This is a genomic window from Brevundimonas sp. UBA7534, assembly GCF_002479325.1.
In the GTDB taxonomy this organism is placed as follows: Bacteria; Pseudomonadota; Alphaproteobacteria; order Caulobacterales; family Caulobacteraceae; genus Brevundimonas.
On record NZ_DLMO01000155.1, the window covers coordinates 1 to 11,708 of the forward strand.

10 protein-coding genes are annotated in these 11,708 nt (G+C 70.6%); all 10 read right to left on the minus strand.

Annotated elements, in window-relative coordinates; all coding sequences use genetic code 11:
• On the minus strand, positions 1-869 hold an 869-nt coding region (locus tag B2U11_RS12675), incomplete at its 3' end, for a homocysteine S-methyltransferase family protein (RefSeq protein ID WP_292072178.1).
• Positions 866-1,810: a methylenetetrahydrofolate reductase [NAD(P)H] gene (gene metF / locus B2U11_RS12680; protein WP_292072179.1), complete on the minus strand. Its 945-nt coding sequence runs from the start codon at positions 1,808-1,810 to the stop codon at positions 866-868. The genes B2U11_RS12675 and metF, both read right to left, overlap by 4 nt.
• Positions 1,810-2,784 (minus strand): ArsR/SmtB family transcription factor, encoded by a 975-nt coding sequence (locus tag B2U11_RS12685; RefSeq protein WP_292072182.1) that lies wholly within the window; start codon positions 2,782-2,784, stop codon positions 1,810-1,812. The genes metF and B2U11_RS12685 overlap by 1 nt, the downstream gene beginning before the upstream one ends.
• A gap of 63 nt (positions 2,785-2,847) precedes the next feature.
• The gene (locus B2U11_RS12690; RefSeq protein ID WP_292072183.1) at positions 2,848-4,650 is read right to left on the minus strand and encodes a hypothetical protein; all 1,803 of its coding nucleotides are present in this window, start codon (positions 4,648-4,650) and stop codon (positions 2,848-2,850) included.
• A complete protein-coding gene (locus B2U11_RS12695; protein WP_292072185.1) occupies positions 4,647-6,815 on the minus strand; it encodes a DUF4175 family protein in 2,169 nt (722 codons plus the stop codon). The genes B2U11_RS12690 and B2U11_RS12695 overlap by 4 nt, the downstream gene beginning before the upstream one ends.
• Positions 6,812-7,978, minus strand: a complete 1,167-nt coding sequence (locus tag B2U11_RS12700; RefSeq protein WP_292072186.1) for a BatA domain-containing protein — start codon at positions 7,976-7,978, stop codon at positions 6,812-6,814. Before B2U11_RS12700 ends, B2U11_RS12695 begins: the two co-directional genes overlap by 4 nt.
• Complete coding sequence (locus B2U11_RS12705) at positions 7,975-8,862, minus strand: DUF58 domain-containing protein (protein WP_292072188.1); 888 nt, start codon at positions 8,860-8,862, stop codon at positions 7,975-7,977. Before B2U11_RS12705 ends, B2U11_RS12700 begins: the two co-directional genes overlap by 4 nt.
• A 7-nt stretch (positions 8,863-8,869) precedes the next feature.
• Positions 8,870-9,871, minus strand: coding sequence for an AAA family ATPase (locus tag B2U11_RS12710; protein WP_292072190.1), 1,002 nt, complete (start codon positions 9,869-9,871; stop codon positions 8,870-8,872).
• A 22-nt stretch (positions 9,872-9,893) separates the two neighbouring features.
• Positions 9,894-10,607: a DUF4159 domain-containing protein gene (locus B2U11_RS12715; RefSeq protein WP_292072192.1), complete on the minus strand. Its 714-nt coding sequence runs from the start codon at positions 10,605-10,607 to the stop codon at positions 9,894-9,896.
• Between the two features lie 7 nt (positions 10,608-10,614).
• Positions 10,615-11,708: TldD/PmbA family protein (locus B2U11_RS12720; RefSeq protein WP_292072194.1), on the minus strand; the 1,094-nt coding region annotated here is incomplete at its 5' end.

Genomic DNA, 11,708 nt, shown 5'->3' on the forward strand with positions numbered 1-11,708 from the left:
GGCAGGCCGGCGTTGGGATAGGCGGCGACCAAGGTGTCAGCGACGCGGCTCAGCTCGGCGATGAAGGGTCGCATCAGGTCGGCGCCCAGGGCGCAGTTGAAGCCGACGGCGAAGGGTTTGGCGTGGCGCACGCTGTTCCAGAAGGCCTCGGCCGTCTGGCCCGACAGGGTGCGGCCCGAGCGGTCGGTGATGGTGCCCGAAATCCAGATGGGCAGGGGCTCCAGCCCCTCGTCCTCCAGGTCCTTGATCGCCTTGATCGCCGCCTTGCAGTTCAGCGTGTCGGTGATGGTCTCGATCAGATAGAGGTCGACGCCGCCTTCGTTCAGCGCCTTCACCTGATGGCGATAGGCCGCATAGACCTGATCGAAGGTCACGCTGCGGGCGCCGGGGTCGTTCACGTCCGAGGACATGGACAGCATCTTGTTCAACGGGCCGATGGAGCCGGCGGCGAAGCGCGGCTTGTGCGGCTCCTTTTCCGTCCAGCGGTCGGCGGCGGCGCGGGCCAGCTTGGCGCCTTCCAGATTGATGTCCCACACCGCCTGGGCGTCCAGGGCGTAGTCCTCCTGGGCGATGGTAGTGCCGGAGAAGGTGTTGGTCTCGGAGATGTCGGCCCCGGCGGCGAAATACTGGTCGTGCAGGTCGGCGATGACATCGGGCCGGGTGATGCAGAGGATGTCGTTGTTCCCCTTCATCTGCTCGCGCTCGTCATAGCCGTTGGCCGCGACGAAGCGGTCGGCGCGGAAGTCGGCCTCTGACAGGCCGCGACGCTGGATCATCACGCCCCAACTGCCGTCGAGGACCAGAATGCGCTCCTTGGCCGCCTGATGCAGCGCGGCGATGCGTTCCGCGCGGGTGAGGGGAGAGGTCATTGCGCCAACGCCTGCTGCTCTCGCACGCCCAGCACCCGGCAGATGGCATAGACGAGGTCGGCCCGGTTCAGGGTGTAGAAGTGGAAGTCGCTGAAGCCCTCTTCCTGCAACCGGGCGCAGGTCTCGGCGGCGACTGAGGCGGCCAGCAGCTTGCGGGTCTCGGGGTCGTCGTCCAGGCCGTCGAAATGGGCCGCCAGCCAGTCGGGCACCGCGGCGCCGCAGGACGCGCTCATCCGCTTCAGGCCGTTGAAGTTCGACACCGGCATCACGCCGGGGATCAGGGGGATGGTCACGCCCGCCGCGCGCACCTGGTCGCGGAAGCGCAGGAAGGCGTCAATGTCGAAGAAGAACTGGCTGACGGCGCGGGTCGCGCCGGCGTCCACCTTGGCCTTCAGGACGTCGATGTCGTGATCGATGGAGGGGCTTTCGGGATGTTTCTCGGGATAGGCGCCGACCGTCACCTCGAACCCGCCGGCGCGGCCGATGGCGGCGGTCAGTTCGGTCGCATTCGCATAGCCGTCGGCGCGCGGTCGATAGACGCCGCCGATCCCGTCTCCGCCCGGCGGATCGCCGCGCAGGGCCACGATGTGGTCGACTCCGATGGTCTTGTAGCCTTCGATCACCTCGTCCACCTCGTCACGGCTGGCCTCCACGCAGGTCAGGTGGGCGGCGGGGCGCAGGGCGGTCTCGGCGATGATGCGCTGGACCGTGCGGTGCGTGCGTTCGCGGGTCGATCCGCCGGCGCCATAGGTGACGGAGACGAAGGCGGGGTTCAGCGGCTCCAGCCGCCGGATCGCCTTCCACAGACTGGCTTCGGCCTCGTCGGACTTGGGCGGGAAGAATTCGAACGACACGCGCACGGGCGCATGGTTCGAGCCGGCTCGCGCGACGGGGCCGAGCGGCGACAGCAACAGGGCGCGGGCTTCGGACAGGCTGGCCATCAGGCGGTCTTTCGATCTTGGACGGCTGAGGGGACGGCGGGCCGTTCGCCGGTCCAGATGGTCACGGTCAGGCCCTCGCGATCAGGCGGCAGGGCGATGGGGGCGAAGCTGGCCAGGCCGGCCTCCTTCAACCAGTCGGCGATCTCGGCGTCGGCGAAGCCCAGGCGGCGATGCTGGTGCGCCTCGCGCATGTGCTCGAAGTCGTGCGGGGCGAAGTCAACGATCAGAAGCCGCCCGCCCGGAGCGACCAGCCGCGCCGCCTCGGCCACGGCGGCGGCGGGATCGGCCAGATAGTGCAGCACCTGGTGCACGATCACCAGATCGGCGCTGTGAACCGGCAGGCGGGTGGCGAAGATATCGCCGTGTCGCAGTTCTACCTTGTCCAGCCCAGCCTTCGACACATTGGTGCGGGCGATGTTCAGCATGTTCTGGCTGAGGTCCAGGCCGACCGCCATCTTGGCCTTCTTGCCGAACAGGGTCAGCATCCGACCCGAACCGGTGCCCAAGTCGACCACGCGCTCGAACGGCCCAGGACCGGCGGCCTGCTCCAGCGCCGCCTCGACCGCATTCTCGCTGACGTAGAGCGAGCGCAGCCTGTCCCACTGGGGCGCGATCTGTTCGAAATAGGCGGCGGCGGCTTCCTCGCGGTCCTTACGGACCTCGTCCAGGCGACGATGATCGGCCTCGCCGGCGTCGTCGGCCAGGATGTCCAGAACCGTATCGATGAGACGCCGCGACTGGGCGTCGTGCGACAGGCGGTAATAGACGCGCGCGCCGTCGGGAAAGCGCTCGATCAGGCCCGCGTCCGTCATCAGCTTCAGATGGCGAGACACGCGCGGCTGGCTCTGGTCCAGAATGCGGGACAGTTCCATAACCGACAGTTCTTCCCCCGCCAACAGCGACAACACGCGCAGCCGGGTCGGTTCGCCAGCAGCGCGCAGGGCTTCGACGGTTTGATCCGCGGTCAGGGTCATGGCGTCATATAAGGATATCCTTATATGATTATGCAAGCGAAATCGCCTCGGAGACGTCGGGCGTCAGTGTGCGAACGCCGCCCGCTTGGGTCGCCAGCGCTCGGCCGTCCACAGCAACGCCAGAACCGCCATCAGGGCGACGAACCAGGGCCATGCGGCGCCGCGCGCCTCATGCGCCGCCGGGGCAGACGATCGCGCGCTCGACAAGGCGAGGAGTTGAAGGGTCGCCTGGCGCGCCTCGAACATCTGCAGCGACCGGCCTGCTTCACGCGGATGGACGTAGAAGGCGGTCTCCGCGCCGTCCGGCGCGCGTGCGACATGCCACCCCGCGTGTTGCGGCCAATAGGCGGCGCAGGCCTGGTCGCCGGCGGCGGGATCGATCAGAAGGCGGCTTTCCCGCCCGGCCGGATCAATGACGACCGTATCCGCAGCGACCCCGCACGCCGCCAGCCGCACCCCCGCGTTCGGAAAGCCGTCGACGTGCAGGCGGCGGGTCGGCTCGGGCCGCGCCAGGCCGGAGAACAAGGCGCTCCACAGCGCGCCGTGCGTGTCGCCCCGGCCGGTCAGGACAAGCACATAGCTGTCGGCGACGGTCCAGACGCCCACCCGGCCCAGGCCCAGCGGGCGCCAACCGGCCAACTCCGTGCCGTCGGCGGCGCGCAGCAGGGACGCCGTCTCGGTTCCCGCCAAGGTGAAGTCGCGCCGTTCCAGGGGGGCTGAGGTCTCGGCGCGCGCGGCGGGATCGGCGCTTGCCGCGGCCGCGGGGGAGCGGGCCAATTCGACCTCGCGCGCATCGCCCCCGCCGCTCAAAGGAAAGCCCAGCGTCGCCCATTCCCGCTGTGTAGCGCCGGACAGGGGGCCGGTTGGGCGCAGCAACAGGCCCATCCCCTCGCGCACCGCGGTCGTCACGGCCCCGCGCACCTGGGGCGACAGGCCACCCCAGCGGCGGTCGTCGATGACCAGCAGATCGACGTCCCGCAGCCCGGTCGCCGTCAAAGCGCCGGGCGGATCGCCCATCTGCAGGCCGCCCCCCAGATCCACCTGAAGGCGCAGGTCGATGTCAGCGTCCTGCGCCCATCGACGCAGGTATTTGGTCTCCGGGTTCGGGGCGCCCTCCAGCGCCAGGATCCGAGGGCGCGACACGGGGCGGGCGTCGACCGGAACGTCGATCTTCTCGATCGTGCGGCCGGCGCTGTTTTGCAGGCGCAGTTCGAAAAGCGTCTGGCCCGCCGCCCGCGCGCGGGATTGCAACACGAAGGGCGCTCCGGCGACGACGGCTTCGTGATCCACGACCGCGCCCGCCGGATCGACCAGGGCGACCGATCCAGCAGCCAGGGCGCCGATCCGTCCGGCCACGTTGAACGCCCCGCCGGGCGCGACGGGTTGGGGCAGTGCGACTTCGATAATCCCCTGCGGAAGCGGCTGCGGCGAATAGGTCGCCGCCAGCGGCAGGGGCTGACGGTCGCGCGGGTCCAGTCCGGCGCCCACGATCCGCAGCCGGGCGGCATCGGGAAACCGTCTCAGGGCCGTGGCTAGGTCGGGCGCCCGCGTCGCCCCCGCCACGCCGCCCGCTTCGGGCAGGGCGACCAGTCGGTCTCCGGGGCGGGTGGCGATCACGCTGGGCGCTCCGCGCGTGGCGACGACCAGAGCGCCGGTCCGCAGCGGTGTGGCGGGCGGAAACAGGGTCAGATGCAGCAAGGCGCCCGCCGCGACGGTCAGCGACATCAGCAGGGCCGGCCGCCACAGCGGCGAGCGCTGGTCGGCCGGCGCCGCCTGTCGCCACAGGACCAGCCGCGCCAGGCTGATCGCCACGATCAGGCCGATGGCGGCGCCGACCCAGACCGGGATGGAGGCGGTTCCCGTCATTGCAGGGCGTCCAGGTAGCGTCGCCCGCGCGCGTCCGGCGCCGTGCGGCGCTGGACGGCGGGCGGGGGTCGATCCAGCGCGGTCCACAGAAGGGCGCGCAATCGGGCGCGACAAGACCGGCAATCAGGCTCGTTGCGCAGCGTGTCTATGGCCGCCGTCAGCGCCAGCGGGTCGGGCAGCTGGGCGCGGTGGTCTCGCACCCAACGATCCAGCGCGTCCAGCATCACCGGCGCCGTCGCGCCCGGACGATCCTGAAGGGCCCGCCAGGCGTCGGCGACCGTGGCGTCGACCGTGCGGTCGGGAAGGGCGGCGAAGGCTCCGCCGACGATCCCGTCTCGCTTTCCGCTCAGACGGCGCGACAGATCGACGGGCGGCAGGTTCGCGCCGGTTCGCGCCAGGAAGATCCGCGTCGCCTGCTGCGCCTCCTTCAGCAATTCCAGGGCGCGGTGGGCGTAGGGCAGGGCGTCTTCGGGTAAACCCTGGCGCAGGGCGCGTTCTGAGCCCCACATGGCGTTCAGCGCCTGGCGCAGGGTGTCGCGCGTGCCGGGGTCGAAAAGCGTCGCCGCTTCTGGCGTGTCATGGACGTGGCCGAACTGCGCCGTCACATCCATCTGCGAGCCGAAGCCAGACGGTTCGTCATCATGGTCGTGGTCGGCGTGGTCGTGATCGGTTTCCGGCGGTCTTGCCGGGGCGGGCGCGGGCGCATCGTTGGTCGGAAGCGCCGGGCGCGCGGGCGCGTCGTTGGTGGGCAGGGCGACGCCGCCCGAACTGCCGCCGCCCTCGGTCTCCTCGCCCATGAACTGGCCATAGCGCAGGCGCAGTTGGGCCTGGTCGGCGCCCAGGGCGTTGGAGCGGCTCTGGAAGCGGTCGGCGTCGATCCGGCGGCGATCGGCGATCAAGGCTTCGGCGTCGATGATGATCTGGCGCTGGCTGCGGAAATAGGCGGGCAGGGTCTGGCGGACCATGCCGTCCAGGCCGCCTTCCAGCCCCTGGGGCGACGGCCAGCGCAGGATCACGCTGGGGCCTTCGACAGTCTGCGGTCGAGGCGCGCGATTGTCGCGCGCCGCCAACTGAACGATCATGTCGCCGCCCGGGGCCAGACCCTCGCGCGCCAGGTCCAGGGTGACGGAGAAGCGCTTGCGCCGACCCTCGCCGCGACCGGTCAAGGTCAGGGTCCGATGCGTGACGGTGATGTTCTCGCCTTCGCCCTGGGTCACGGCGATGCGCAGCACGGCGCCGGGTGCCACGCCATAGTCGTCGGCGACCTCGAACACCGGCGTCCAGTGCGTCTGGCCGGGGCGCGTCAGGACCAGCTGGGCGTCGGGCTCGACGATGCGAACGACCGGGGCGGCGTCGACGACGGCGTCAAGCCGGTGCAGCCGCTGGCGCTCCAGCCCCTCGGCCTCCAGGCGATAGAGGGTCGAGGTGGTCAGGGTGGCCGCACCGCGCCAGTCGCCGCCCCTCTGGGCCAGCGCCACGGCGTCCGAGCCCGAGAAGATCAATCTGGCCGCGGCCGGCGTCGGCGTCATGTCGACCAGCCATTCGATGCGCGATCCTTCCGGCGCGCGGGCGTCCAGCGCCGGCTGTTCGCGCGGGGGCAGGCCCGTATAGGCGGGCGGGACGATCCGAAGCCGGGTCCGCGTCACCTTCGGCGCTCCGGCGGCGCGGGCGGTTGAGGCGCTCCCCGAGTCTTGCGGGTGCGCATGGGGCCAGACGACGCCGACGAGCCCTAACGTCGCGCCGACCAGAACCGCCCCCGCGATGGGCCAGCGCGACCAGCGCGACCGCAAATCCAGACGCTCCAGCGCGCCTGTTCGGCGTTCCAGGCGCTCGCGTTGCAGGGCGGCGAAACCCGGCGGGGCGTCGGCGTCCCGGAACAGCAGGGCGGCGCTGTCTTCCAGCTGGGGCGCCCCCGCGTCCAGTCGGGCGATAAGCCAGCTCCGGTCCAGGCGGCGGACGCGCCAGGCGGCGACGGGCGACATCGCCAACATCAGACCGACAGCCACGGCGGCCGCGACCGCCGGGCCGAACAGCCTCAGGCACAAAAGGGCGACGCCGATCGTCGGCGGCAGGCCGATCGCCAGCGTGTCGAGCGCCACGCGGCGGCGCGCGGCCGCCTGTAGCTGACGCGCCTGCTGCTTCAGAGAAGACTGGGCGGCGGTCATGGCGCCACCGCTCGACGGCGCCGGGTCGCCAGCCAGCGCTCCACCCCGAACAGGACCACGATGACCAACGCCAGCCAGGGGCGGGCGTCGACGGGCGCAAGCTGAGGCGCCGGCCCCCCCGTCAGCGGGGCATGATCGACGGCGGCCGCGCGCGCCGGTTCCGGAGGCGGCGCCAGCAGCCGCCATAGCACGTCGGAAAAATCGGCCTGGACCAAGGCAGGGATGGCGGCCGGCGTCAGCGCCTTCGTCAGGCGCAGGACGCGGCCCTTGCCGACAAGCCCCTGCACCGCGATCGGCTGGCCGTCGGCATCGCGCCAGACGGCGACCGCCTCGCCGTCGAGAGCCAGGACGGCGTCGGAAGACAGAAGCGCCACGCCCCCGGCGCGAATCCAGCCGACGACCTCAGGCGGAAGGGCGCCGGGCGCCAGCCACACCAGAACGCCAGGGTCCGAACCCAGCGGCCGGCCGGTCGATGCGGCGTCGAACGCCGGCCGCAGATCCGGCGACGTCCAGGCCGAGGCGGCGGCCCGGAAATAACGGACCTGGCGTTCGGCGGCGGGGGCGTAGCGGACGGTCAGGCGCGGCGGCGCCGGGACGATCGCCGACACCGCGATCGGGACGGAGGGCGAGGTCCCTTCCGCGATGCGCCAGGCGACGGCCCGCGACAGGCGCGGCCGCTCCGCATCGACGCCGTCCAGCACGGGCGGGACGACCACCTCAAGTGGAGTGCCGGGTGCAAGCTGGGCGTCCAACTGGCGGATCAGGCTGGCGACGTTTCCGGTCGAGGATGCGGTCGGCGCCGGCTGATCGACGGAGGGAAATCCCGGAGCCAGCCAGACCCGTCGGGCGTGCGGCTGGGCGGGCAGGGCGGCTGGATCCAGTCCTGGCGCGATGGCCAAGACGGGTCGTTCGTCGGCCAGGCCGCGCAGCACCGGCTGAGCCAGTCCCAGGACGATCGCGGCCAGAAGCGCCAGGCGGGCGGCCAGAAGCCTCCGCTCGTCGATCCGCAGGCGTCGCCGGCGCTTGGGGCGAGGGTTCAGCCAGCGCAGGGCGGCGAAGGCGATGGTGCGCGTCTGGGTTCGGCGGGCGATGTGGATGACGACCGGGATCGCGAGCACCGCCAGGGCGCCGAGGGCGAAGGGCGCGAGCAGGGCCGGGCTCATGTCCGCGCCGCCTCGCCGAACAGGGCCCGGATGGGTCGGTCCGCAGGTTCGTCGACCACATGAAGGGCATGGCGCACGCCGTGGGCGTCCAGGCGCGCGACCAGGGCGGCGCGGGCCTCGGCCATGCGGGTCAGATAGTCGGCGCGCAGGGCGCGTCCGTCGCCGACCACATGGCCGTCCGACTCGAGATCCTCGAAGCGGTAGCCGTCGTCGAAGGGGAAGTCGCGTTCGTCGGCGGTCAGGATCTGGATCAGGGCGACGTCGCGGCCGGAGGCGGCCAGCCGCTCCGCCCCGGCGACGCAATCGTCGTCAAAGCCGTCGCTCAGGATCAGGACCAGATCGCTGGGCCCCAGACGTTGGCCCAGCACCGCGACATCGCGCGTCCAGTAGGCGACGCCTTCGGGCTTGAACGCGGCCAGCGTCAACGCCACTCGGTCGCGATGACGCGCCCCCGCGCCGGGTTTGATGACGACGGACGCGCCGGCGGAGGCGACCATCAGGCCGAAACGGTCTCCCTGTTGCAAGGCGACCTGGATCAGGCTGGCGGCCAGGCGACGGGCGGCGTCGAACCGGCTCCACTGGGGCGTCGCCAGGTCCGCCTGGCTCATCGAGGCGCTGGCGTCCAGCACGATCCAGATCGCCACGGGGCTCTCGCGCTCGGCGTCGCGCACGAAGAACCGGTCCGAGCGCGCGTACAGCTTCCAGTCGATCCGCCGCAGGTCGTCGCCGCGCTCGTAGAGCCGATACTGAGCGAACTCCAGGCCGCCCCCGCGATTGCGGCTGTCGTGCCGGCCGGCTGCGGACAGCACCGCCGGCCGACGCGGCCTAAGCGACAGCCGGCGCAGGCGGCTGCGCAGATCAGCAGGCAGGTCGAGCGGCGACATCGGCGCCTCAGGCCGAGGCGGGGGCGGGCAGGGCCGTCAGCAGGTCCGCGATCACGGCGTCGGCGCTCTTGCCCTCGGCATCGGCGGCGAAGGACAGCAGAATGCGGTGGCGTATCACCGGCGCGGCCAGCGCCAGCACGTCCGCGCGCGTTGCGGCGAGACGCCCGTGCAGCAGCGCGCGGGCCTTGCACGCCAGGATCAGGGCCTGTCCGGCGCGGGGGCCGGCGCCCCAGCGGACGTAGTCGCGCACGACCGCCGGCGCCTCCGGCTGCGGCCGCGTGGCCCGCACCAGAGCGACAATCCAGTCCATCAGCCCGTCACCCACATGAACCTGGCGAACCCACTTCTGCAGGGCGACGATGTCCCCCCCCTGCATCACCTGCGGGACTTCGGCGCCGCCGGCGCCGGTGGTCTGGAGTAGAATGGCGCGTTCTTCCGAGGCGGTCGGATAGCCGACGCGGATGTTCAGCAGGAAGCGGTCCAACTGCGCCTCCGGCAGGGGATAGGTGCCCGCCTGATCGAGCGGGTTATGCGTCGCCAGCACGAAGAACGGCTCGGCCAGCCGATGGGTGACGCCGGCGTAGCTGACGGTGTGTTCCTGCATGGCCTCCAGCAGGGCGGCCTGGGTCTTGGGCGGGGTTCGGTTCAGTTCGTCCGCCAGCAGCAGGTTGGTGAAGACCGGGCCTGGCTGGAAACGGAAGCGCCGATGGCCCGTGCCGTGATCCTCTTCCAGCACCTCGGTCCCCAGGATGTCGCTGGGCATCAGGTCCGGCGTGAACTGCACGCGATGGAAATCCAGCGCCAGCGCCTGGCCGAGCGTCCGCACCAGAAGCGTCTTGCCCAGGCCTGGCACGCCCTCGATCAGACAGTGCCCCCCCGCCAGCAGCCCGACCAGCAATTGTTCGACCACGTCCTCCTGACCGACGATGGCCTGGCCGATGGCTTGGCGCAGGCGCTCAAGCTGGTCGATGCGGTCCTTGATTTCGGCTTCGCTGGGCGTGTCGGTCATCGGTGTTCCAGGCGGGGAGGGGTCAGGCGGTCAGGGCGTAGATGACAATATTGACCGCGAACTTGGTGTTGTCCTCGGCCAGGAAGCGTTTGTTGCGCCAGTCGTAATCCCATTCGCAGCCGTAATCCTTGTTGCTGTAGAGCACGCCCAGCCGTCCGTTGACGACAATGCCCTTCAGATAGTCGTGCACCAGGTCGTCGCCCCAGCCGTTCAGCTCAAAGCTGGTGGCCGGCGGGCCGTCGAACTGGAAGAAGCTGCGATACAGGGCGTGGTCGTTGGGCAGTTTGGTCAAGGCGTCGGCGCCGAACAGGCTGGCCATCTGCCGCTCGAACGAGGTGGCGAACAGGCCGTGGATATCGTGGTTGCAATCGTCGACGAAGACGAAGCCGCCGTTCCTGACATAGCGTTCGAAGTTGGCCGCCTCGGCGGCGTTGAACTCGACCAGCTTGTGCCCCGCCAGATAGCAGAACGGGGCCCGCAGCATCGCCGGGTCGGACAGGCGCACCACCCGCTCCTCCGGGTCGATCCGCAGGCTGGTGTAGTCGACCAGGGAGGTCAGGATGTTCGACGGCATCCGCTGGTCCACGTCCCAGTCGCCGGAATCGTAGCGCAGTCGGGTGAACCAGAAGTCATAGGTCGGCGCGGCGACGGCCGGGCGTCCCGAAATCAGGGAGCCCAGCGCGCCGCCGGCCAGCAGTCGCAGGCAGTCCGCGCGGGTGAGCCGACCGCCGTCCATCCTCCCGTCAGACCGCGTCAGACAGGGAGGTGAAGGTGAAGTCGCGCAGACGCATCGGCGGGATCATCATCCGGAACGAGGATTCGTCGCCGGCCACGCGCACCGGCCGCCCCAGTTCGTCGATGTTGTTCAGCATGATCACCGGGGACTCGTTGAAGCGGAAGTTCTTGATCGGATACTTCAGCTCGCCATTCTCGATGTAGAAGGTGCCGTCGCGGGTCAGGCCCGTCAGCAACACCGTCTGCGGGTCCACCATGCGAATGTACCAGGTGCGCGTCACCAGGATGCCGCGTTCGGTCTCGCGCACCAGCTCCGACGTCGACTTGGTTCCGCCCGACATGATCAGGTTGCCCGGCTGGCCGACCGCCGTCTTGCCCTGCTTCTCCGCCCAATAGCGGGAGTAGATCAGGTTGGCGATCTTGCCGTTCTCGACGAAGGGCAGGCGCTCGCGCGGCAGGCCCTCGTCGTCCCAGGGCATGACCGGCGCCTCGTCGTGCCAAGGATCGGCGAAGATGTTGACGCGCGGGTCATAGACCTGCTCGCCAAGCTTGTTGCCGCCGCCAGCCTTGGACAGGAAGCTGCGTCCTTCGTCGGCCGGGCGCGCGTCGAAGAAGTTGAACATGAACGAGATCAAGCCGGCGGCCGCCGCCGGCTCCAGGATCACCGTGTATTTGCCGGGCTCCAGCGCCTGGGCGTCGGCGGAAGCCGCCGCCTTGCGCATGGCGATCTGGATGTCATCGCCGGCGTTGAAACGGCTCGAATCCTGCAGGTTGCGGCCGACCCAGCCCGAACCCCGGCCGTCGGCGGTCCGCACCGTGCAGGTGTAGTCCATGCCGGTGGCGCGCTGATAGCCGAAGTTGCCGTTCGAATTGGCGAAGGCCACGAAGGTCTGGCCGTCCAGCAGGAAGCCCGCGGCGATCAGGTTTTCGGCCCGGCACGGCGCGATGGAGGCGCGCGCGACCTCGGCGCGCTGCTCGGGCGTGATGGCCGCCGTCGCTTCGCTGAAGGTGTTGCTGGCACGGTATTGCTGCGGGCCCACGGCGGGCACGAACTCGGGGTTTTCCGGGGCCAGCTTGGCCAGGTCCTCGGCCCGACGGACAA

Bases quoted from the DNA above. Each gene is read 5' to 3' on its own strand.
- B2U11_RS12710 (WP_292072190.1), bottom strand. From the start codon at position 9,871: ATGACCGACACGCCCAGCGAAGCCGAAATCAAGGACCGCATCGACCAG.
- B2U11_RS12695 (WP_292072185.1), bottom strand. From the start codon at position 6,815: ATGACCGCCGCCCAGTCTTCTCTGAAGCAGCAGGCGCGTCAGCTACAG.
- B2U11_RS12715 (WP_292072192.1), bottom strand. From the start codon at position 10,607: ATGGACGGCGGTCGGCTCACCCGCGCGGACTGCCTGCGACTGCTGGCC.
- B2U11_RS12690 (WP_292072183.1), bottom strand. From the start codon at position 4,650: ATGACGGGAACCGCCTCCATCCCGGTCTGGGTCGGCGCCGCCATCGGC.
- metF (WP_292072179.1), bottom strand. From the start codon at position 1,810: ATGGCCAGCCTGTCCGAAGCCCGCGCCCTGTTGCTGTCGCCGCTCGGC.
- B2U11_RS12685 (WP_292072182.1), bottom strand. From the start codon at position 2,784: ATGACCCTGACCGCGGATCAAACCGTCGAAGCCCTGCGCGCTGCTGGC.
- B2U11_RS12705 (WP_292072188.1), bottom strand. From the start codon at position 8,862: ATGTCGCCGCTCGACCTGCCTGCTGATCTGCGCAGCCGCCTGCGCCGG.
- B2U11_RS12700 (WP_292072186.1), bottom strand. From the start codon at position 7,978: ATGAGCCCGGCCCTGCTCGCGCCCTTCGCCCTCGGCGCCCTGGCGGTG.